The sequence below is a fragment of the Paenibacillus sp. JT22N1 genome (assembly GCF_059692155.1).
This window is the reverse complement of the sequence record NZ_JCAUAW010000017.1, coordinates 116552-139507: the sequence shown is the minus strand read 5'-3', so window position 1 is coordinate 139507 and position 22956 is coordinate 116552. Positions and strand designations below refer to the sequence as shown.

Sequence of the window (22956 nt, the reverse complement as noted above, 5' to 3'; positions counted from 1 at the left end):
ATCTCACCCACGCAACCGAGGCCTCACCGTCTCCGGCATTGTCATCGTTAAACGGGTCCCTCGTCCCCACTCACTGTCAATAGACAGCCCATACGCCTCGCCGAACACCATCTGAATCCGTCGGTGGACGTTCATTAGTCCAATGCCACCACCTTGTGATTCGCCTGTCTCTTCCGGCTCTGCCAAGCGATTTTCCTCCAGCTTCGTGCGCAGCTCGGCGAGCCTCTCCGGCTGGATGCCTGTGCCATTGTCCTCGATGAACACTTGGAACAATCCGCCTTCTTTGCGGGCATCGATGCGTATGAAATGATGTGGTTCCACACCATCTGGGAATGCATGTTGAAAAATATTTTCAATGAGCGGCTGCAGAGTCAACCGAACCATCTTCTCCAAAAGCAAACCTGGCGGGATCGCGACATCAATTTCAAACTCTTTTCCCGTCCTGTGCTGCAAAACAATCATATAATTGCGTACATGATTCAGTTCATTCGCTACTGTAATTTCTTCTAAATTCGTCTGCACCGAGTAGCGGAGCATGAAAGCCATTGCTTCTACCATCTCTGTAATTTCACTTGAATCCTGAACTATTGCATAACAATTGATCGTTTCCAACGTGTTATATAAAAAATGTGGATTTATCTGCAGCTGCAAAGACTGAAATTCTGCCCGCTGCCGTTCAAGCTTCGTCTCACCTAGCTCAAGCTGGTTCTTTTGCTGCTGCAGCTCGGCTTCATACACCCGTTCGATCATATCGGAAAGACGCGTTACCATCAGATTGTAGCTGTGAATAAGTCCGCCTATCTCATCCGTCCGGCCTATCTCGTCGATGTACTGCCAGTTTCCTTTTTCTGTTTCCCGCATGCTGTCCTTCAGCCCTCGTATGGGGGCAATAATAGACCTACCGAAACGGTATGCTAGCCATAATGCGATAGCCAATGTAACCAGACCAACGATGATGGTCGTCGTTCGAATCGTATCGGCTGGGCGGCGCAGCTCCTCAACTGGCATTGATGCGACAAGGTTCCAATCTGAGTAACCGGATTTCCTCGATACAAACATACGTTCTTCTCCGTTGTATTTATGGAGGAATGTCTGATTGCCACTCGCCAAAACGAGCGATGCTAGTTCATCTTGAGGCTTACGCAGCCCCATGGAAGGCGGGTAAATGTAGTTCCCAGTATCATCGACGATAAAGAAAAAGCCTTCTTTACCCAAGCTGACACGATCCCACGTTTTCGCCAATTCCGCTAATTTGATTTCAATGGCAACAACCCCGCGATTCTCATCGCCATAAGAAGGTCCTCTGACTTTACGAGCCATCGTCACGACAGTTCCTTGATCAATTGGACGTATGCTCATATTCAGCAGCGCTATTTTGCCGTCACCCGCAATTTTCATCAGGTTATTGAATTGTTCTTGTACGAGCACGGGATCGAAGTTCAGCAGATTTTGGTTCTCATAAATGAAGGAACGCCCATGCTGGCCGACGACATAAATCATGTTCAACTGTTTGTACAAGGTGACAACGGACTGAACGGAAGATTCCGAAAATTTCTTGATTTTATCCGAATACACATAATACTCATACGCGTCATCTGGCTTAATTTCCATGAAAGCCCGCACATCGGAGTTGGACGAAAAGGCATTGCTAAGCAGCTCGTAAGCCTGCAAATAACTATCCGTCTGATAGTTCGCACTATCGACCATTTGCTCCATATACTGCTTCACTTGGTCGTCTAACGCCCGTGATGATTGCCAATAGGATACAGCGCCTACGGACAAAAGTGACAGCACGATCACAATGAGAAAGTACGTATAAATTTGACCTGACAGCGTCTTTCTTTTCATGAACGGATACCCATTTGTTGACGATATTCGGAAGGTAGGCAGCCTTCGTATTTTTTAAACGTTTTTGTAAAATGAGGATGATCGGCGTAACCGACCTCACCCGAGATATCGGTAATTCGCCACTGCGGCTGTTGAAGCAGCTTCTTCGCCTTTTCCATGCGTCTGCGTGTGCGGTACTGAACGAACGTCTCCGCCGTACTTTGCTTAAACAGTTGGCTGAAATAAGAAGGATTAAGCCCGATAAAGTCAGCCACCTCTTCCAAAGATACTTCCTCAGCGAGATGCGTCTCTATATAGTATTTGGCTTCCTCAACAGGATCCTTAAGCTTGCCTTTGCGTTTGATTCGAAGCTCTTCCAGATACCCACTGATCGCCGTCGTGAAACGAAGCCACGCTTCCTCCTCGCTCACAGCACCGGTTAAATCGAGCTCACCCTGCATGAAATATACATCCCTCACATTCAACCTTTGGTGCAGGAGGGTGTGGATCTCTTGCAAAATATCGCTAACTCGGTTGAGCTTGAGCTTATTGGCCTTCAACTCCGCCTGAATTTCCTCTACGACGCAGTTTAATTCCGCCTGCTGCAGCATCCACACGGCTTGCTCCATGCGGCCTGCCCACTGCTCCAACTTCGTTACAGCAACGAAGGATTCGGAGCTTACTTTACTTTGGTTACGAATTAGCTTCTCTAACACATGCTGAAATCCCTTAATATTAACGGGCTTCAGTAAGTACTCTTTCACCCCGTAAGACACGCATTTCTGCGCATATTCGAAATCACCATAGCCGGAAATGACCACAACTTGTATGTCCGCATCCATTTCTGCAACACGAGCACATAATTCCAGCCCATCCATTTTAGGCATCCGAATATCGGTGAACAGGAAGTCAGGTCGTTCCTCTTGAATCCGCTGCAGCGCGACAACGCCATTCTCAGCCGTTCGCAGGCTTTCGATTGGAAGCTCCGATTGTTCAACGAGTTTCTGTAAGCCTTTGCGTATCATCGGTTCGTCATCGACAATGAGTATGCGGTACATGAGGAATCCTCCTTTCAAACCCTTATGAAATGCACGCTCCCCACGGGCTGGTGGGCACGTGAGGAGGCGGTCATGCTCAGCAGATGAGCTTATTTACGCGGCATCGACACTGTCGTACCGGTATCTTTACTATTGAATTTCTCTGTTGCTTCCTTGATTACTTCGTTACCGCCTTTGGATTTCCACTCTTCCAATACTTTCGGCCAATCGGAGATCGGCTCTTTGCCGTACACCATTTTCACCATGTGCTGGAGAATGACTGGAGGTGCTTGGTCGGAAAGCGGCGAAATGTCAGGATTTTTCATTAAAGATTCAAGACGTGGCTCGAAGCTGATACCATCGCGCCCTTCATTCTTTAACGTTGTATCATAGACATTCATTAATTTCTTACCTTCTTCTGTCAAGCTAAGTGTCCCTTTATTATAAGTCGTATCTTGGACAAGCCACAAGAAGGATTGACGGTAACGCTCTTCATCGACACCCGCTGTATCTGTTGGGGCTTTGTAGTCGATTTTTCCATCCACCGTTTTGTACGTGTCACCTTCAATACCGAAAGTAAAGTATTTCTCTGCCTCATCCGACATCATCCAATCGAAGAACTGGATAATTTGCGCAGCATTTTTAGCATTTTTATTGATAAAGTAAGCACGCGGCGCAGGTCCGTATAAGTAGTGACCGCCTTTGCCATCTGGTCCTGTCGGAGATGCGATGATCTCGATATCGCCCGTTGGGACCGTTGTTTTCAGCTGTGTTTCCCATTGCAGCAATTCATTCGCGTTCATGGACCACATACCTGCTTTACCCGCAAGGATGGTGTTTTTGAACACTGTAGCGTTGATCGTTGCGAACTCTTTATTGATCAAGCCTTCATCAAACATCGTTTTGTACGTTTGCAGCGCTTTCGTCATATTCTCTGTGTCGAAGAACTTCGGCAGAACTTGTTCGCCTTGCTTCTCGAACATGGATAAGTATGGGAACACATCATATGCGCCGAAGAAGGAGTCTGAATACTTGAAGTTTTCACGACCCATGTACGGGTTCTCAACACCCATTTCTTTGAACTTGCGAAGTACGGCCATGTACTCGTCAACCGTTTTAGGAACTCCTAGGCCTGCTTTATCAAGCAAATCTTTGCGAACGAAGATAGAGCGACGGGACGGGTTGGACAAGTATTCCGGAATGGCGAAAATTTTACCTTGATAAGTTACATTATCCCAAGCGTCTTTCGGCACTTTTTTAAGCAGATTCGGTCCATACTTCTTCAGCAACTCATCAAGCGGCGTGAACACGCCAGCTTTTACGGAACCAGCCATTTCTTTACCGTTCACACCACCACTGCCCTGTACAACGTCAGGAATGTCATTAGTTGCAAACATCTGAATCATTTTTTGCTCATATTCTTTGTGAGGAACAAGTACGATATTCATATCGGAGTTCGTCATCTCTTCTAACTTTTTCACCCATTTGTCTTGATTAATATCAGGCGACTTCTCTACATGTCCGAATGCGAGTGTGCGCAAGGAGATGGAGAATTTCGTTTTTTCTGCAGGCTTTGCGTTTGACGTGCCAGCCGCCGCGCTAGACGCTGGTTGTTCAGCGGTTTTAGAAGAGCAAGCAACCAGCAAACTGGCCATCATTACGGCTGCCATCGTGGTGGGAATCCATTTTTTCATTTCTACCCCTCTTTTCACTTCACTAAGATATGAACGCTTTCACACCTTCATTGTAAAAGCGTTTACAAATTACCGATATGGAATGTCTTTAGTTCGATTTGTCTTTTTTTTAGAATGCTGTAGAAATTGTTGATTTCATTCAGCACTATTTCCTTAAGATTTTACAGAACCCACCATCATTCCTTTGACAAAATGACGCTGCAAGAACGGATAGATAAGAATAATGGGGATCGTCGCAATAATAATGGTCGCCATCTTGATACCTTCCGGATCCATATGAGCAAGTCCGCTGAATTGGGAAGCGTTCGGATCAATACTGATATCCTCAGACACAATCAATTGACGGAGCTTCACCTGAAGCGGCCATAAGGCAGGCTTGTTAATGTAGTACAGCGCGCTTTGGTACGTATTCCAGTGACCCACCGCATAAAAGATCCCCAGAGAGGCCATAACCGGCTTGGACAAAGGAAGCACGATATTCCAGATCATTCTCAGCTCAGAGCAGCCGTCGATACGTCCGGAATCAATCAGCTCACTCGGAATTTGCAAGAAGAACGACCGCATGACGAAAAAGTTGAAGGCGCTGATAGCACCTGGAAGCATTAAGGCCCAGAGCGAATTCGTCAGGTGTAAATTTTTCATCAAAATAAAGTTAGGAATCAGCGGAGCTGTGAAAACCATTGTAATGAGAACCATAATAACGACAACGTTGCGGCCAGCATACTCTGGTCTAGATACCGGATATGCAAGTGATGCCGTTGCAATGAGATTGATCAGTGTACCCACTATTGTAATATACACGGTCACTCCGAAGGAACGCCAGATTGCCGCATCGCTAAACACATATTGATAGTTGATCGATGTAAATTGAACAGGTAGGAATAATACCTTCCCATTCACAATGGCTTCCGAAGAACTGAACGATTGGGCCAGCACGTTTAAGAACGGCAGGAGCATCGCTAGCGATAGAAGAGTCAGAAATAGCACATTAAAGATGTTAAAAACTTGCCAGCCGGCTGTCGGCTTGCGATTCATAAAGCGTTCACCTCCGTCTTAGTACAAGCTTTCACCCGTTGTTTTTTTGCTTAAAATATTACCAGTAACAATAAAAATCACACCAACTAATGCTTTGAAAAGTCCGATTGCTGTCGTATAGCTAAACTGCTGACCTAACAACCCTGCCGTGTAGATATACGTATCTAAAATTTCACCATTTTCCTTATTCAGCGGGTTCAGGAACACGTAAACACGTTCGAAGCCAAAGTCTAAGAATTTACCGATATGAAGGAGGAACAAAATCATAATGGTTGGTAGAAGAGACGGGAGCGTAATTGAAATGGTTTGTCTCCAGCGGTTCGCGCCATCCACCTCAGAAGCTTCATATAGATCCGGATTAATTCCTGCCAGTGCAGCCAAATAAATGATCGTACCGTAGCCGGAATCACGCCAAATACCCGAAGAAATGAGCACTGTACGAATCCATGACTCTTCACCCATGAAATAAATCGGCTCGAAACCTAGCCAAGTGATGAGATGGTTCAAAGCCCCCGTTGAAGGAGAAAGAATACCGATCGCAATCCCGCTCACAATAACCCACGATAAGAAATGAGGCATGTAAACAACAGTTTGAAGTAACCGCTTGTACACTACAACGCGCAGCTCATTAAGCAGCAATGCGAGTATAATAGGCGCTGGAAAAGCCAGTACCAAATCGTAAATGCCGATCAGAATCGTATTCTTCAAAATCTTGAGGAAGTCATAATGGGCAAACATCCGAATGAAATGTTCGAACCCAACCCATTCACTTCCCGTGAAGCCATCAAAAATGTTGTAATCTTGAAAAGCAATGACTGAACCTAACAAGGGTACATACTTGAAAATAATAAAATACAAAATCCCCGGCAGCGATATCAAATACAACGCCTTATACTTCCAGAACGTTCGCAGAAAGGATCTACCTTTACGTACCTGCGAGCGCTGATTCATCTTTTTTACCGCTTGTGCGTTGACCGCCATTCTTGGCCCCCCTCACTATTCTTCGCTGATGTTATACCTACATCGTACCCTGCTAAAGCGCTTGCAACAATGGATTGTCTTTTCACTCACTTGTGTTTTTTTTAGGTGGGGGAAGTGCAGTGGTGCGGCTTGTGTTGGACGTGTGGGAGGTGCTGGGTGGGGGGCGCGAAGGTATGCGATGGAGCGCGACATAGATATCGCGCTCCTTTTGATGTAAAACATGCAGCTAATATTACTTCAGCTACGCATTTCCTATGAATTAGCTGCGTTTCATACATCAAATTTCCCAGAAATCATGAGTTTGAACGCTTTTGGGAGAAATTAGCTGCACATTTTGCATATAAAACCCTCCAACAGGCATTCAACGCGTAATTTTGATGCACAAAATGCATATAGTGCGGTTTTAGCGCTCTACCAGGGACTACTCCAACCTCCTCCAATGCGAAACAAGTTAAACTTCGCCCTCATTCTACTTGGCTCTTAAGTAAAATTTTCTGCTCGTAAGCATGTTTTTCATCGCTACAGCCGGGCTGATGCTCAATACCATCACTTTAACGATAATATTCATCGCTATAGCCGCATCTACTCGGTCTTTATGTGAATTTCCCCGCTCGTAAGACTGTTTTTCATCGCTACAGTCGGGCTGCTGCTCAAGAGCATCACTTTAACGATGATTTTCATCGTTATATTTCCATCTACTCTGCCTTATGAAAATCCCCCTGCTCGTAAGACTGTTTTTCATCGCTATAGCCGGGCTGCTGCTCAAGAGCACCACTTTAACGATGATTTTCATCGTTATACTTCCATCTACTCTGCCTTTATGTGAATTTCCCCGCTCGTAAGCATGTTTTTCATCGCTACGGCCGTGCTGCTGCTCAATACCATCACATTAACGATGATTTTCATCGTTAATGCCATCCATTCACAACACGACAAAAAACGCCACCCACAATGTGGGAGGCGCCCAATCAATCAATTCACTTCATGCTCAAACGGTTCTTCTCTCCGTTGACACTTGCCTAGCCGCTGACTTGCTCTTCATCCGCAATGCCTCAGGCATAGCCAGCAAAGCCGGCAGCAGCATCGGCAGCAAAATAAAGCAAAGCACAACGAGCCCAACGATCACGGCTACGGCTAGCTCAATCAGCAGAACTAGACCTGATGGAACCAACGTCGCGAAGGTACCGCCAAGGATGACCATCGCCGAGATCACCACGCCGCCGATGTGTTTAGCGGCCTGAACAATCGCCTTAGACGGCGATAATTCGCCCAGCTCTTTATATCGCATCATCAGGAAAATGCTGTAGTCGACACCGACTGCGATGATGATGATGAAGGAGAAGAACGGCACGAAAGAGGAAACACCGTCTGCCCCGATGATTTTATCTGTAACGATATTGGTAGCGGTCATGGCCACATAGTAGGAGATCACTAAGGAGACGATGATATAGACCGCTGGCCAGAAGGCGCGTATCACGAACAACAGGACAATAAATACACCAATAATCACGATGATCGCCGTGCTGTTGAACGATTTCAGCTGTGCTTTGTTCGTGTCATAGGTCGTGGAACTTGGTCCCGCGGCACCGACTTTCGCTTTTTCCAGCACCGTGCCTTTCAAACTAGACGCTAACTCAGCGTTAATCCCCTCAATGGTGTCCATAGCCGCTGAAGAGTACGGATCATCCTTTAGAATGACGATGAGTTTTGTACTCTTGCGGTCTTTGGACATGAAGCTGTCCAGCGATTTGCCGAAATCCGCGCTCGTTAGCGCTTCTTTCGGAATGAAGAACGTTCTCGAGCTGTTCAGCTGCGTCAGGAACTGGCTCGTTTTGCCGAGCCCCTCGGACACATCGCCCAGTCCGTTGCCGCTTTGTCCGAGGCCGTCCTTCAGCTGGCTCATCCCGCCAGCCAAGCCCGACAAGCCCTCGTTCAGCTTCTGCTGCCCGTCCTTGACGCTGCCTAGCGCGTCATTCAGCTTCGCCATGTTCGCGGCGATCTCTTGGCTGCCCGCGCTGCCTTGCTTCAGCCCCTTCGCGAGCGCCTCCGAGCCGCTCTGTAGCGACGCCAATCCCGCAGCAAGCTGCGCCTGCGCACCGTTAATCTGCGTAAGTCCCGCAGCAGCCTCAGCGAAAGAGCCATTCAACTTGGCGGCATTCGCGTCAAGCTCCTTCAACCCGCCGTTCAGCTGGGCGAGACCGGATTCCAAGCCCTCCCCCGTCTGCTTCAGCTTGATATAATCGCTATCTGTAGACAACTGACCATATTTAGTACCTAGCCCGCCAATAAGCCCATTCATCCCAGTCAACCCCTGTTGAATGCCAGGAAGCTTCCCTTCAATCTGACGATATCCGTCAGATAAAGCACTATAACCCTGCTGCAGCTGCGTAAGCCCGCTACTAATCTTCGAAGTATTGGCTTCGACTTGCGTCATGCCATCCTTTAAGCTCGCAATGCCCGCGCTTAGCTCCCCAGCTCCGTCAGCACCCTGTGTAATACCCTTCGATACTTGCCCCAGCGCAATTGTAATCTGGCTGTAGCCATCCTGAACCTTTCCCGTTCCGTCAACTAACTGGTCGGTGCCGGACAAATCTGGACTGACCAGTTTGCTCTGCATCAAATTCAAACCATCTTTTATTTGATTAACGCCTTTCTGCGAAGCCGTAATTCCTTCTGCGACGGTCGACGTTTGGGTCGAAATATAGAAGCTATCAATCGGCTTCGACTGCGGCTGTGTCACACTCGACACCTTATCCACGCCCGGAACGCTCTTCAATTTGTCCGTTAGCTTATCAATTGCGGCTAATCCGTCATTATTATCAATTGCCTTATCATTCTCTATCACGACCATAGTCGGCAGCGCTTGACCTCGGCTAAAATGATCCGCTACAAGGCTGAATCCTTTGGTGGATTCATGGTCATTCCCTAACTCTTTCAACTGGTCAAAAGACAATTTCTGATGATTGGAAAGGGCAATCGGAATCATCACTATCAGAATAAGCAGCGTTGTGATCACCGGTCTTTTCACTGCAATAGCCGTCAAGCTAGCCCAAAATTTACTTTCTTTATGCCCGGTTGCACCCTTGGAAGGCCAATACAGCTTACTGCCCAGTACTTTCATGAGGAAAGGAGTCACCGTCATAATTTCAAGCAAGAGCACCGCGGTACCAATAGCCACCACATTACCTGATTTATAAATACCAAAGTCCGAGAACGTCAAACTCGCGAAAGCGATAAATACGGTCAGAATACTATAAAAAATCGTTTTCCCAGCCGTTTTATACGTTACAATAATCGCTTCATCCACGGACAGACCGTGGGATAATTCTTCTTTAAACCGATTGAATAAAAGGATATTATAGTCGGTTCCAATGCCGAAAAGAATCAAAATTAACAACATCTCCGTGACACTTGTCACTGGAAACTCAAACTTATCAATAAGCTGCGCCGCAATCCCCATGGAGCACAAGTAGGAAATACCCACAGCAAGCAGCGAGACAATCGGAATCACAACGGAACGGAACATAATGACTAGCACCGCTAGGATGAAGATAACCGTTAACGCCGCACTTTTTGCCACACCGGACTCGGATGCTTTGATGTAATCGTTCTGAATGAAGTCCTCACCTGAGAGGTAGTAATCCACGTTCACATCTTTCAAAACAGCCTCAAACTCTTGTTGAATCTCATCGACATGACGTCCTCTTTTATCCAAACTAAAGCTCGCCATTAATGTCGTCTGATCCTCCGAAATAAGCGAGGACTTCGCGTCAGGCAGTGAGAAAGGATCAAGTAATTGATCGAACCCAAGCTCAGCTTGATGGTTCTTCATACTCGTAATACCTGACTCGATCTGCTCCATGTCGGCGTCTGACAGTTTATTCGGGTTGTGGAACACCACGATATCGCTAGTCCCCTCAACCCCATTCATTTTATTCAAAATCGATGTAGCGACCTTGGACGGACTGTCCTTTGGCAGCGGATCTTGGCCCCTGAGCCCTAAAATAGCATTCACATCGGGTTGAAAAACCGTGAGAACTACGGTGGCTACCAGCCACAAGGCGACAATCGTCCAGCGCCATTTAATAATTTGTTTCATCTCTCTAATTCCTCCTCCGATTACAAATCGTTAGTAAACAAGCGTTCATTTTTGAGTCAAAAAAATTTTAGCACTGTCCTTGAAGCTTTATTTTTTCTGAAATACCCACAGAATACAGGTACAACAGCTCATCAACCAGCACCTTAATCGTATCGCCATCCTCATAATCGCGCAGAATAAGACTCATACCCTCAATAAGCGTAACAGCTAGCATCCGTGCAGATTGCTGCTCTTTCACTTCGAGCGGGCCTGGAGTTTCCTTCGTGGTGGCGAACACATTCTCCAAAATTTGATACACCAAAGTAATGAGTTCCTCTTTCACAGTTTCGTAGCGTGAGCCTTCACTGAGATTTAGGAGGATGGTCAGCTCAACACTTGATTGCTTGAAAAGCTGCAAAATCGTCGCATCAATTTTACGCAAAATAACGAGATGATCGGCAGTTTCCTTGCACAATTTGAAATCAACCTCATTCTTGATCTCTAGGGTGTAAGAAGCAAGCTGCTCATAGACGGGTTGAATCAGCTCATAGAATAGGTCTTCTTTGTTTTTAAAATACCGATAAATATTGCCCGGTGTAATGCCCGCAGCGTCTGCAATATGCCGGATAGAAGCTTTCATATAACCATGTTTCTTGAATTCGGACAATGCCGCTTGGCGGATACTCTTTTTTACGTCATCTTTTAAAACCTGCATATAATAAACACCCGTTCACTTTTTGGCCTAATGAAATGATTATAACGTGTGTACTTCCTTTTTTGCAAGCATGAAATCGAAGAAAAAAAAGCCGACAACCTAAGCAGTGTTCTGCTTGAGGCCGTCGACTCTTCTTTAAGATTTACTCCGCCTTAGTTTTGAGCGTCTCGATGATTCTTTTTGACTTGAAAGGCTTGAGATCTTTGAACTGTATGAACTTCTTCGATTCCTCGTTCCAAATACGGAACTTAAGGGATTCCAAGCTTGTCTTCAATGTAATCGTCTGCACTTTGCGAAGCTCAGCGTTCTTGTTATGAACCTTTTCCAAATAGTAATTAGGAACTCGCGGGCTCAGATGATGAATATGGTGAAAGCCGATATTACCTGTGATCCAGTGCAGAATTCTAGGCAATTTGTAGAAAGAGCTTCCATGCATAGCCGCCTTCATATAATCCCATTCTGCGTCATTCTCATAGTACGAGTCTTCATAGTTGTGCTGAACGTAGAAAAGCCAAATCCCAGCAATACCTGAAATTAAAAACATCGGGCCTTGGATTAGGAGGAATGATTGCCAACCCATACCCCAGCAAAGCAGTGCAATGCTCCCGAAGATGCCTAGGTTCGTGATGTACGTATTCATACGTTCTTTCATTCCTGCGCGTTTGCGGTTAAACCGGTAATCAATCAAAAAGATGAAAATGGGTCCGACAATAAACATCACAATTGGATTTCTGTAAACCCGATAATATAGTCTTCTAGCCGGAGAAGATGCCATATATTCGTCAACCGTTAGTGTCCAGATATCGCCGACACCTCTTCGATCCAAATTACCACTGGATGCGTGATGGACGGAGTGGGTATGACGCCACTGATGATAAGGGACGAACGTCAAAATGCCTGTTAATGTACCAACAATTTCATTCGCGAATTTATTTTTGAAAAAAGATTTGTGGCAGCAATCGTGGAAAATAATAAAGATTCGAATCAGGAATCCTGCTGCAATAATGTCTAATACGAACGTGAGCCAGATAGAAACCGAAAGACTTAGGAAAGCGAAATACCAAAGCATAAAAAAGGGTCCTAATGTATTGATGATTTGCCACACACTGTGCTTCATATGTGGTCTTTCGTAAGGCGCGATGTCAGACCGCCACCCACCTTTGTCTTGTTGACTCATTCTAATTAAAGCTCCTTCTCTCCGTTTTGTACCGGACTGATTTATGCCACCTGATGTAGTACGTTGGGAATTCAATTAAGTTCCCGTTATAAGAGAAGAAATGTTACATTGCCCTCTCATCATAAGTTCCAGAACACTTTTTGTAAAATGCAATATAAGTCATATGTGCTTTACGCCTTATTTTTTACTATTCTACATAGTCCAAAAATCATCCTTTGAATGGCAACCTAACCCTTATTTTCCCATAAAAAGAGGTTTTTCATACGGTGATCCTTCTTGGTCCAAATAAATAGGATGTTGTACGTAATACAACATTAGGCGAACAAATTGTCGTTATACCCTTCAAATGTTGCAAAAAATACAATAATTTCTCCTGAAATTAGCTCCATAGAAGGAAATACGGCTATATTGTTGTACAACAATGGCGTGAGGACACAATAACCAGCAAAAAGAAACTACCAATCAGACCGAAAGATCGATGGTAATACCCTTTTCATATACTTTTCTGCAAATATTCCTTAAATAATTATTTCCATATATGCAATAATTATGTTTATATTACAAGGAAATTATGTGGGCAAAATAGGTGAGTATAAGTGAACAAATAATGAACTTTGATTTGTGGTCGCAGAAGGTATGTACTCCTAGCTTGACCCATTTATGCGCGCCTTACTTAATACTGGTATAGTAGTATATATAAAAAATGGAGGACTATTCAATGATACCTATATCCGTATTAGACTTGGCTCCCGTTATTGCAGGCGGTACGCCAAGAGATTCATTTCACCGTTCCGTTGATCTAGCCAGACATGTTGAAAAGTGGGGCTACCATAGATATTGGCTCGCCGAACATCATAACATGCCGGGCATTGCCAGCTCCGCTACATCACTCGTCATCGGGTATGTCGCTATGGCTACGGAGAAGATTCGCGTAGGCTCAGGTGGCATTATGCTGCCTAACCATGCACCGCTCGTCATCGCCGAGCAGTTTGGAACGTTGGAGTCGATGTTCCCGGGACGCATCGATCTTGGTTTAGGACGTGCGCCTGGCTCCGATCAGGCTGCGGCAAGAGCGCTCCGCCGCGGCTTAGGCAGCGACGGCCAAGACTTCCCGGAGCAGCTGAGTGAGCTCCGCGGCTATCTCAACCCGGCGCTAGGTACGGGTGTACCGGGCGTGCGCGCCGTGCCGGGTGAAGGACTAGACATCCCGATCTGGCTGCTCGGATCGAGTGACTTCAGCGCCCAGCTGGCTGGTCAGCTGGGGCTTCCTTTCGCTTTCGCCAGCCACTTCGCTCCGGATTATTTGCTGGCGGCTCTTGATCTGTATCGCCGTCAGTTCCGCCCTTCGGGCGCGCTTGAGAAGCCGTACGCAATGGTCGGTATTAACATTATTGCAGCCGAAACCGATGAGGAAGCCCAACATCTGGCGACATCGCAGCACCAGCAATTTTTGAACATCGTGCGCGGCCGTCCTGGCATGCTAAGCCCACCCGTTGACAGCATGGAGTCCTTATGGAGTCCTCAAGAGAAAGTTTACGTCCACAAGGCCTTAAGCTTCTCCATCGTAGGCAGTAAAGATACCGTTCGCGAGAAACTTGCTAAGCTGCAGCAGCAAACTGCAGCCGATGAGTGGATCATCGCCGGCCAAATTTATGATCACAACGCTCGCTTAAGATCCTATGAAATTGTGGCTGAGGTTGTCAAAGAGATCTAGTGCCAATAACCACGGCAATGCTTGCGGGGCCTTTATTGGCGGTTGGATAATCACCCATAACTTCCCGGGTTAAAATAGAAAAAGCCCCCGTCTTCCATTAATGGACACGAGGGCTTACCTATTTATGGATTCAAACCGGACGATCCATCGCAAATTGTTCGCCCAATTTCGCATACGAGCTGCCAGCCAGCCGACTGACGGGCTTAAGTCCATTCGGGTCAATATGACCGTTCTCATATAAGGACTCAGCAATATGAAACTGTACGACCCTCCCGATTATTAAATCGGCTGCAGGAGCATCCTCTGTGCCACCAAGCGTTATAACTTGCTCCAGAACACATTCCATACGAATGCTCGCTTCAGCGATGCCCGGTACGGCAATCTTGTCACTCGCGACGGGTGTAAGTCCGGCTAAAGCAACTTCGCTTTCATTCGGCGCTAGAACAGCAGCGGTTTGATTAATCTGGTCGATGTACGATTCGTCAGAGATATGAACGACGAATGCTCCAGTATCGATGGCGTTTCGCGAAGTATCTTTGCGAACACCCTGCTTCCTCTGCACCGAGATAGCGACCATTGGAGGATTCGCCGTCACAATTGTAAAATAACTATACGGTGCTGCATTAAGCACACCCTCCGAAGATAGAGAAGTAACAAATGCGATTGGCCTAGGAATTATGCTTCCTATCAATAACTTATAGTTTTCCCGCTCACTTTGACTTGAGGGATCAATGGATATCACAAAGCATCTCCCACCTTTACTAGACTCGGTCTCATACCAAATTCGTCTTGAACCAAGTCCCTGCCGCTTCTACCTCTGAACGAGTCAACTGATGCCCTGCCTGTTCCCAATGAACGGCAACCGTTGATCCCGCTTCACTTAACAGCTTCTGTAATTCCTCTGTCTCCTGCGGGGAGCAGATCGGATCGTTCTGACCCGCTCCAATAAAGACTGGAATACCTGAGAGATCTGGCAATTGAATGCCTCGCAGCGGCACCATTGGATGATGGAGAATTGCTGCTCGCAGTGCATCTGGAAAGTGGAATAAAAGGCTTCCCGCGATGTTTGCGCCATTGGAATAGCCGATGGCTACGAGATTGTTACGATCAAAGCCGTGTTCCACGGCAGCTTGATCGAGGAAATCGTACAATTCCTTGGTACGGAAGATGAGATCCTCCTCATCAAAGATTCCCTCAGCCAGCCGGCGAAAAAACCGCGGCATTCCATTCTCAAGCACATTACCTCTAATGCTCAGCACCGATGATGTCGGTGAAATCGCCTGAGCTAGCGGCAGAAGATCACGTTCGGTGCCACCCGTGCCATGAAAGAGCACGAGTACCGGAGCCGTTATATCCGTTCCCTTTTGGAAGATATGTTTCATTGTTTTTTCGCCTCCAATACACGTACTTGAATCGGCGGAAGATTACGCTCGATTTGTTCACGGCTCTCCTCGAACCATTCCGGCAGCATCAGTTTCTCACCTAGCACCTCAGGCTGTTCATCCCGTGCAAAGCCCGGAGGATCCGTTGCAATCTCAAAGAGTATGCCGCCTTCTTCACGGAAGTAGATCGCGTTAAAATATTGACGATCCACAATCGGTGTAGGCTGGAACCCGTTGGACTGTACATGGCTTCTCCATAGTGCATGCTCTGCATCATCTTTGGCGCGCCATGCAATATGATGGACGGTACCCGCTCCACCAGCTCCATAGGCCATCGGCGTTACATTAATATCAACGATGTTCCCCAAATCTCCGAAGGATTTGAATCGAGCGTAAGCTCCCTCTTGCCCTACTTTCTGAAGTCCCATCACCTGCTCTAGAAGCTGCGAAGTTTTGTCAGGAGCCGTGCTGTAGAGAACAGCGCCTCCGAAGCCTTTGATCGCTTTATCCGTTGGAATGCCGCCGAATGACCATTGGCTAAGCGCTCCTTGCTCGCGCTCTACGATTTCAAGTTTCAGACCATCCCGATCTTCGAATTGAAGGTATGTCTCTGTGAATCTTTGTGTTTTTTCAAATGGAATATCAAATTGCGTTAGACGCTCTTCCCAGAATGATAGACTGCCTGTAGGCACTGCATACGTTGTGATACCGACTTGACCTCCGCCAATACGCCCTTTGCGAGAATGCGCCCATGGGAAGAAAGTGATGATCGTTCCTGGACTTCCCATTTCATTACCAAAGTACAGATGGTAGACTTCAGGTGCGTCGAAGTTAATTGTTTTTTTGATCATCCGAAGTCCTAGAATCCCTGCATAAAAGTCTACCGTTTCCTGTGCATTTTGAACGAAAGCTGTGATATGGTGAATACCTGCTGTTTGTTGTTGTTGTTGTGTCATTGAATCCAACTCCTTTAGTTTAGTTTAATTATTCCAGACCTAATTTAAAAGTATCCAAGATTATTAATTGAATAAAGCGTCGACAGAGTAAGCTCCTGCACCAGTTAATGCCACGCCAACCGCAATAGCAATCAGCAGCAAGTTGTATTCATAGCCGCCCGCGGTAGCCCAATAGCCACTCTTAGCGTGTACTTTGACAATCGCAACGACCATGGTCATGACGATGAGCAATGAAGCAATGACTGTACCTAATCCAGCGGCAAATAATGCACCACCTACGAACTCCATGAGTCCTGCCATAACCGCCATAGCAACACCGGGTTTAATGCCGATGGATTCCATCCAGCCGCCCGTTCCTTTCGGTCCATAGCCTCCGAACCAACCAAACAACTTCTGTGCCCCATGCGCCACAAAGCTTAATCCAACAACCAAACGAATGATTAATAGTCCTAATGCGATACTCATATTCATTCTCCTCCAATTTAAGAATCTCTAATTTAAGATATTAGTTAAAAGCTTAAGTAGTTAACTCCTCTTATGGGAGGGCAAACTACTTGAAACCATCCTGAGCAAACTTACCGAGCTTCTTCAACAATTGACTAGCTATCTTCTTCTCTTCTGTCGTAAGTCCAGCCACCGCTTTCTCAATGACCTCGGTATGCTTGGGAAATACCTCTTCAATAAATTGCTTCCCTTTATCCGTAATTTCCGCAAAAATGAGCCTGCGGTCTTCGGTTGATGTTTTGCGCTTTACGAACTCTTTCTTCTCCAGCTTATCTACAACATAGGTAATGTTCCCGCTGCTCATAAGCACCTTGCTGCCAATCTGTTGAATCGGCTGCGCGCCTTTATGATAAAGCAGCTCAAGAACACCGAATTCCGTTCGATTTAATCCATGATTCCGAATATCTCGATCCCCGTGGGCGTTAACCCATTCACTTGCTCTGGAGAGTGCAATATAGAGATCTAATGAATCATTTCTCTGTTCACTCATTTGGTTCACCTCATTTCTTTTATCTTTTTGATGTGCTGTGGTGTGATAAGCTTGCTGCAAAATCTTAGTTTGTAATATCTTGATTTAAAGATACTTTATTTTGAGACAGATGTCAATGGGTATTTTTAAAATAATGTTCCCCCCTCTATCATTCTGCTTATAAAGCGATTATATCCACTTAGCTAATCCGAAATATAAAAAAAGTTGGTGTGAAAGCCTTATTTAGCTAAGCGTGTGCCGTTTTGAGGATGGTCATGCAGTATGTTTGTCGGATAACTTCTCTTGTTGGCGCGATGGATAGAGGTAAATGAACAAGTTGATGTATTCTGTACAGCAAATTTGGCTCAAATGGGCTGCACAGCAGGTTTTGCTGCAAAAACTACAGCTAATCTATCCAAAACAAGTCGATATGGTTAAAAAGCGTTCTTTTTGCTGCACTTTTTGCAGGTTCTTTCTTAATGAGTGGTCTAACCACAGAAATACATGCACTTTTTGCATCTTCTTAAAACAAAATGACCTGATCTCGGCAAAATGAAAAAAGGATAAACCATCCCCTATCGGGAAAGGCTCATCCTCTTGCAACACGTCTTAAGCTTCAGCCAACAACAGCCGACTCGCCCTTCTGCAGCTGATACATCTTCGCGTATCGGCCGCCCAGCGCCATCAGCGTCTCATGGTTCCCACGCTCGGCAATCTCGCCGCGGTGCAGCACGAGAATCTGATCGGCGTCGCGAATCGTAGACAACCTGTGCGCGATGACCAAGGTCGTGCGCCCTTCGCTGACCACCTTCAGCGCTCGCTGGATCAGCCCTTCCGTCTCACTGTCGATGCTGGCTGTCGCTTCATCCAAGATGAGAATCGACGGATCGAAGGCCAACGCCCTCGCGAATGAAATGAGCTGTCTTTGACCGGAGGACAAGGTGCTTCCCCGCTCTACAACCTGCTCATCATAGCCGTTAGGCAGCTGCTCGATAAAGGAGGCCGCGCCTACATCACTTAGCGCATTTTTCACGCGTTCAAGCGAAATCTCCTCATTATAGAGGCTCACATTGAACTTGATATCTCCCGCAAACAAGAATGGGTCCTGCAAAACAATCCCCATATGCTTACGCAGCGCTTGCTTCGACATCTTCCGGATGTCCCGGCCATCAATCGTGATGCTGCCCTCATCCGGTTCATAGAAACCGAGCAGCAGGTTCATGATGGAGCTTTTGCCTGAGCCTGTATGTCCGACCAAGGCTACAGTTTCCCCTTTGCGAGCTTCGAACGAAATATGCTTCAGCACGTTTTCCCCTGCTTTATACGCAAAGGTCACGTCCTCGAACTTCACGATGCCTTCCGGGCGGCTAATCTTATCCGTCTTCTCAACCTCTTGACCTTCCATATCTAGGATGGTGAACACCTTATCCGCAGACACAAAGGCTCTTTGCGCATTCGTCAGCTGATCGAAGATCCCGATAATCGGCTGAAAGATCCGCCCCAGATAATCGATGAAAGCATAGAACACCCCGAAAGAAATCACAGCTGTCAGCGATTCCCGGCCAAAATACCAAATGACCATAGCCGTCACCAAGCTGCCGATGGTCCCCACAATATTACGAGAGGATAAGGAAAAAATGCGGAACTGCTTAAGCTGATTCACATAGCGATCCTTGTTCAATACTTCGAATTCCTCAAGCGTCACTTTCTCCCGGCGGAAAGCTTGAATAATTGGCATAACCACGATCGATTCATTAATCATCGCGTTCATATCACTCAGCCGCGCACGCATAATGGTGATGAAGATTTTCGAATATTTTAAGTGAACGACCATAATTAACGCAAAGATAGGCGGCAGCACCAAGCAAAAAAGAGCGAGATGCCAATCCAGAATGAATAAAGCTACGAAGATGCCCGCTAGCTGCATCATGCTCACGACGAACGTTGCCATGAAGCTCATGAATAAGTCGCGGACAGCCTCGGTATCATTCGCAATTCGAGATACAACCTGCCCGATCGGCGTGTTATCGAAATAGCGCAGAGAAATACGCTGAATGTGCTGCATCAAGTCCATCCGCATGTTTTTGATAATTTGCAGAGCCGTAGATTGAAGCAAATAGGCTTGCGAGAAATTACAAATGCTTGCTATGAGGAGCAAGCCCATGTATAGACCAAGCAGCTTAAGCACAGGTGCCATCGTGTGTGTGCCTGTAGACAAATGCTGATCGATAATGGTTTTGGTTATATAAGGTCCGCCCAGCTCGGCGCCTACTGCACAGCATAGAATGAGCAGCGCGCCGATAATCCTGAACTTATAGACGAGAGCATACGAAATCAGCCTTCTCGCCGTGGACGGTTTCTGCATCTTGTCGTCCTCCCTTCTTCTGTTTGTCATTCTTCCAAACTCGCTTCCATTTGTTGACGTTCCCACTGCTCTCGGTACCAGCCGCCGAACAGCATCAGCTCTTCGTGGGTACCCTCTTCGACGATTCGCCCCTCATCTAGGACGAGGATCCAATTCGCATGGCTCACAGCCGAGAGCCGGTGCGTGCTGATCAATGTCGTTCTGCCCGCACGTTCCTTGCGGATATTCTGGAGGATGCGGCTTTCAGTCCGCGCATCGACAGCGGATAACGAGTCATCGAGCAGCAGGATTTCCGAATCGATCAGAAGGGCTCTAGCAATCGCTAAACGCTGCTTCTGTCCACCAGACAGCATGACGCCATTTTCGCCGACAATAGTCGCTAGGCCTTCCGGCATTTGCTCGATATCCTGGGTAAAAGAGGCCATCTCAATGGCCCTTGCAATTTCTTCCGGCGAAGCATCGTGCTTACCCAACGCGACATTGTCGCGAATGGATTTCGACAGCAGCAGATGCTCCTGCGGAACGTAAGCAACCCATCGTTTCACCTGATCCAAGGTGATTCTCCCAATCGGTACGCCTGTAATTAGCAGCTTACCTGGTTCGATCGGGAATTGCCGCAGCAGCTGCTTCAGTAGCGTGCTTTTGCCACTACCCGTACGGCCTACAATCCCTAGCGTCTGCCCTCTTTCTAATTGGAAAGAAACGTTAACAAGACTTGGATGGTTTGCGGTCGGATACGTAAAAGTTAAATCCTTCATCTCGATAAGCTCCGGCACACTCACCGCAATCGGCGCATCGACATCCACAATATCCGCTTTCTGCGTTAGCGCTGTATCCAGACGGTCAGCCGAGGCACTTCCGCGCTGTAGGACATTAATAAACTCGCCGAAAGAAATCATCGGCCAGATCAGCATACCTAGGTAAATATTAAATGAAATCAGCTGACCCAGCGTGATCTCATTATGAAAGACCATATAAGAGCCATATCCAATGCCTATCGAGTAACTTAGACCCACAATCAACGATGTAAGCGGCTGAAAAAGCGCATTCAGCATGGACACACGTCTATTCTTATTCATCACTTCTGACGTAACTTTATCGAAAGCGACTAGATCATGATCTTCCTGAACATAAGAACGAATCACACGAATGCCAGAGATGGACTCGAGTGCATGATCATTCATTTGGCCGAAAGAGGCCTGTGCAGCAAGGAAGCGAACTCTCACTTTTTGACCTAGCTTACTAATCACTAAGGCTAGAAAAGGCAGAGGAATCAGCGCCGCAATCATTAATTTGAAGCTAATTAGGGAGATCATCGTAATAATAACGACGGATGCCCCGACCAACGTGTGAACGAGTGTCATAACGCCGTAACCAGCAGTCTGGCCAATAGCGAGAACGTCATTAGTGGCTAATGCCATCAACTGACCCGTGCTGTTCCGTTGGAAGAAAGCCGGTGTCATTTTCGTCAGATGAGCCAGTAGACGCCCTCTGAGCACTTTCTCAACGAGTGCCGAATTGCCAAATAATGTCGTGATCCAAACATAAGTAATTACATATAATAGGAGTGACAAGCCTACAAGCAGAATGACCGTCTGACTTAGGCTGGATGCCGTCAACTTCCCGCTGCCAATCTGATCGATTGTATTCCCTATCATTTTAGGCGGAATCGTCGCCAATAAATTCACACAGATCATTAAGCTGATAGCAAGCACGTAGTATTTCCATCTTTCTTTGAAAAACCACCGCAATTTGATTACAAAAGACAAGATTTCCACCCCTTTCCATTTCCCACTAAGATTGATTTTATAGTTTAAGCCAATTGAAGTCTACTTATTAAGTCGTTTTTAACGAAACTTTCCGTCCACCTGCAACATTCTGGAAACCCACTTCGTTTATGAGGACAGACTATTAAACATAACTTACATACAGGAAGGAATTACAACCATGAATCGTACAATGAAAAAGAGCCTAGCTATCCTATCCTTATCCGCCATGATGACGACGGGTGCAGCCTATGCTGCAACGAATGAAACTGTCCAAACGACTACTATTATGCCTGTCACCACACAAGCTGATTCAGCGGCTATTTCAGTTCAAGTCAATGGAGGAGCCCTTTCCGAAAAAGGTTATATGAAAGCTGCTGCGACTGAACCTATGCTGCCACTTCGGGCTGTATCAGAGAGCCTGGGCTTCAAACTCACTTGGAATCAAGAAACACTTTCCGTTGATTTGTTGAAAGGCAATGTATTTACAACCGTCAAGACAGGCGATGATCGCTATGCAATTAATAAAATGTTCACAACACTTGGTACGGCTCCTGAATTGGTTGACAACAAGCTTTACGTGCCCGCTTCCTTTGTCAGCAAAGTGCTGCACGGATCTGTTACAACGGAAGGAGCTTCGGTTTCCATCGCGATGAAAGAGGACGTTAAGAAAGTTCAAACGACTGGCGTAATCACTTCGATTCGACCTGTTGGTGATTATACAGCGATTCAGATTCAAGGAATTGGCACGGAGGGGATGGTCCTCAACGTGAACAAGGATACAGAATATCAAATGCTGGATGGCACTAAGCTTAGTCTTTCCGATCTTCACGTTGGCTTAACCGTAACTGCGGAGCACTCTATGGCTGTTACCATGAGCTTGCCGCCACAAACGTCAACTTCCAAGATTACGGTTTTGGACACGAAAAGAGCGGCAAACAGCCTAGGTACATCTGGCGTGGTTGAAGAAGTTCGCAGCGACGATAAAGGCAATGTGAGTCTTCTCATTAAAGGTACTGGTTTAACGGAGACAGCTCCGAGTGAGGTTGTTCTACAAATTTCAGACGAGACGGCTATCGTTGATAAAAACGGCGACAAAGTGGAGAAAGCCGCTCTTGTTAAAGGCGCAAATGTCATCGGATTTTATGGACCTGCACTGACGAAAAGCCTTCCTCCTATCGGAAATGCGTGGAAAATCGTTGTAGGCGGTAAACAAGAATAAGTTATTACTTTTAAAAATATCGAAGAAACCTTCC

Annotated in this window: 17 protein-coding genes; 2 read left to right on the top strand and 15 right to left on the bottom strand. The window is 46.5% G+C overall.

Going from position 1 to position 22956, the window contains the following annotated elements; genetic code table 11:
- Positions 1–3: 3 nt before the first annotated feature.
- The 8 genes from AC58UU_RS28980 to desA form a co-directional block, all read right to left on the bottom strand.
- The gene (locus AC58UU_RS28980) at positions 4–1848 is read right to left on the bottom strand and encodes a cache domain-containing sensor histidine kinase (RefSeq protein ID WP_497320732.1); all 1845 of its coding nucleotides are present in this window, start codon (positions 1846–1848) and stop codon (positions 4–6) included.
- Entirely contained in the window at positions 1845–2885 is a 1041-nt protein-coding gene (locus tag AC58UU_RS28975; RefSeq protein WP_497320730.1) for a response regulator transcription factor, read from the bottom strand. The genes AC58UU_RS28980 and AC58UU_RS28975 overlap by 4 nt, the downstream gene beginning before the upstream one ends.
- 89 nt (positions 2886–2974) lie before the next feature.
- On the bottom strand, positions 2975–4558 hold the full coding sequence (locus AC58UU_RS28970) for an extracellular solute-binding protein (protein ID WP_497320729.1): 1584 nt from the start codon (positions 4556–4558) through the stop codon (positions 2975–2977).
- A 153-nt stretch (positions 4559–4711) separates the two neighbouring features.
- On the bottom strand, positions 4712–5593 hold the full coding sequence (locus tag AC58UU_RS28965; protein ID WP_497320728.1) for a carbohydrate ABC transporter permease: 882 nt from the start codon (positions 5591–5593) through the stop codon (positions 4712–4714).
- Between the two features lie 18 nt (positions 5594–5611).
- Entirely contained in the window at positions 5612–6574 is a 963-nt protein-coding gene (locus AC58UU_RS28960) for an ABC transporter permease (RefSeq protein ID WP_171643613.1), read from the bottom strand.
- Between the two features lie 988 nt (positions 6575–7562).
- Positions 7563–10673 (bottom strand): MMPL family transporter, encoded by a 3111-nt coding sequence (locus tag AC58UU_RS28955; protein WP_497320727.1) that lies wholly within the window; start codon positions 10671–10673, stop codon positions 7563–7565.
- Between the two features lie 67 nt (positions 10674–10740).
- Positions 10741–11367, bottom strand: a complete 627-nt coding sequence (locus AC58UU_RS28950; RefSeq protein ID WP_497320726.1) for a TetR/AcrR family transcriptional regulator — start codon at positions 11365–11367, stop codon at positions 10741–10743.
- Positions 11368–11509: 142 nt separating this feature from the next.
- Positions 11510–12544 carry a Delta(5) desaturase DesA gene (gene desA, locus AC58UU_RS28945; protein WP_497320725.1) on the bottom strand — a complete coding sequence of 345 codons (1035 nt, stop codon included), beginning with the start codon at positions 12542–12544 and terminating at the stop codon, positions 11510–11512.
- Positions 12545–13262: 718 nt separating this feature from the next.
- Between desA and AC58UU_RS28940 the strand changes: the two genes are divergently transcribed.
- The gene (locus tag AC58UU_RS28940; RefSeq protein WP_497320724.1) at positions 13263–14258 is read left to right on the top strand and encodes an LLM class flavin-dependent oxidoreductase; all 996 of its coding nucleotides are present in this window, start codon (positions 13263–13265) and stop codon (positions 14256–14258) included.
- Positions 14259–14388: 130 nt separating this feature from the next.
- On the opposite strand, the gene AC58UU_RS28935 is transcribed toward AC58UU_RS28940, so the two are convergent.
- The 7 genes from AC58UU_RS28935 to AC58UU_RS28905 all read right to left on the bottom strand — a co-directional run bounded on the left by AC58UU_RS28935 (position 14389) and on the right by AC58UU_RS28905 (position 21706).
- Positions 14389–15000: a flavin reductase family protein gene (locus AC58UU_RS28935; protein WP_497320723.1), complete on the bottom strand. Its 612-nt coding sequence runs from the start codon at positions 14998–15000 to the stop codon at positions 14389–14391.
- A gap of 31 nt (positions 15001–15031) precedes the next feature.
- Entirely contained in the window at positions 15032–15640 is a 609-nt protein-coding gene (locus AC58UU_RS28930) for an alpha/beta hydrolase (protein ID WP_497320721.1), read from the bottom strand.
- On the bottom strand, positions 15637–16596 hold the full coding sequence (locus AC58UU_RS28925) for a ring-cleaving dioxygenase (RefSeq protein ID WP_497320719.1): 960 nt from the start codon (positions 16594–16596) through the stop codon (positions 15637–15639). The genes AC58UU_RS28930 and AC58UU_RS28925 overlap by 4 nt, the downstream gene beginning before the upstream one ends.
- A 63-nt stretch (positions 16597–16659) precedes the next feature.
- Positions 16660–17061, bottom strand: coding sequence for a DoxX family protein (locus AC58UU_RS28920; RefSeq protein ID WP_497320717.1), 402 nt, complete (start codon positions 17059–17061; stop codon positions 16660–16662).
- 85 nt (positions 17062–17146) lie between these two features.
- Positions 17147–17590: a MarR family winged helix-turn-helix transcriptional regulator gene (locus tag AC58UU_RS28915; RefSeq protein ID WP_497320716.1), complete on the bottom strand. Its 444-nt coding sequence runs from the start codon at positions 17588–17590 to the stop codon at positions 17147–17149.
- A gap of 595 nt (positions 17591–18185) precedes the next feature.
- Positions 18186–19934: an ABC transporter ATP-binding protein gene (locus AC58UU_RS28910; protein WP_497320714.1), complete on the bottom strand. Its 1749-nt coding sequence runs from the start codon at positions 19932–19934 to the stop codon at positions 18186–18188.
- Between the two features lie 26 nt (positions 19935–19960).
- Positions 19961–21706, bottom strand: a complete 1746-nt coding sequence (locus tag AC58UU_RS28905; RefSeq protein WP_497320778.1) for an ABC transporter ATP-binding protein — start codon at positions 21704–21706, stop codon at positions 19961–19963.
- 175 nt (positions 21707–21881) lie between these two features.
- Between AC58UU_RS28905 and AC58UU_RS28900 the strand changes: the two genes are divergently transcribed.
- Complete coding sequence (locus tag AC58UU_RS28900) at positions 21882–22922, top strand: copper amine oxidase N-terminal domain-containing protein (RefSeq protein WP_497320713.1); 1041 nt, start codon at positions 21882–21884, stop codon at positions 22920–22922.
- Positions 22923–22956: the final 34 nt, after the last annotated feature.

Bases quoted from the DNA above. Each gene is read 5' to 3' on its own strand.
- AC58UU_RS28980 (WP_497320732.1), bottom strand. From the start codon at position 1,848: ATGAAAAGAAAGACGCTGTCAGGTCAAATTTATACGTACTTTCTCATT.
- AC58UU_RS28975 (WP_497320730.1), bottom strand. From the start codon at position 2,885: ATGTACCGCATACTCATTGTCGATGACGAACCGATGATACGCAAAGGC.
- AC58UU_RS28970 (WP_497320729.1), bottom strand. From the start codon at position 4,558: ATGAAAAAATGGATTCCCACCACGATGGCAGCCGTAATGATGGCCAGT.
- AC58UU_RS28965 (WP_497320728.1), bottom strand. From the start codon at position 5,593: ATGAATCGCAAGCCGACAGCCGGCTGGCAAGTTTTTAACATCTTTAAT.
- AC58UU_RS28960 (WP_171643613.1), bottom strand. From the start codon at position 6,574: ATGGCGGTCAACGCACAAGCGGTAAAAAAGATGAATCAGCGCTCGCAG.
- AC58UU_RS28955 (WP_497320727.1), bottom strand. From the start codon at position 10,673: ATGAAACAAATTATTAAATGGCGCTGGACGATTGTCGCCTTGTGGCTG.
- AC58UU_RS28950 (WP_497320726.1), bottom strand. From the start codon at position 11,367: ATGCAGGTTTTAAAAGATGACGTAAAAAAGAGTATCCGCCAAGCGGCA.
- desA (WP_497320725.1), bottom strand. From the start codon at position 12,544: ATGAGTCAACAAGACAAAGGTGGGTGGCGGTCTGACATCGCGCCTTAC.
- AC58UU_RS28940 (WP_497320724.1), top strand. From the start codon at position 13,263: ATGATACCTATATCCGTATTAGACTTGGCTCCCGTTATTGCAGGCGGT.
- AC58UU_RS28930 (WP_497320721.1), bottom strand. From the start codon at position 15,640: ATGAAACATATCTTCCAAAAGGGAACGGATATAACGGCTCCGGTACTC.
- AC58UU_RS28925 (WP_497320719.1), bottom strand. From the start codon at position 16,596: ATGACACAACAACAACAACAAACAGCAGGTATTCACCATATCACAGCT.
- AC58UU_RS28920 (WP_497320717.1), bottom strand. From the start codon at position 17,061: ATGAGTATCGCATTAGGACTATTAATCATTCGTTTGGTTGTTGGATTA.
- AC58UU_RS28915 (WP_497320716.1), bottom strand. From the start codon at position 17,590: ATGAGTGAACAGAGAAATGATTCATTAGATCTCTATATTGCACTCTCC.
- AC58UU_RS28910 (WP_497320714.1), bottom strand. From the start codon at position 19,934: ATGCAGAAACCGTCCACGGCGAGAAGGCTGATTTCGTATGCTCTCGTC.
- AC58UU_RS28900 (WP_497320713.1), top strand. From the start codon at position 21,882: ATGAATCGTACAATGAAAAAGAGCCTAGCTATCCTATCCTTATCCGCC.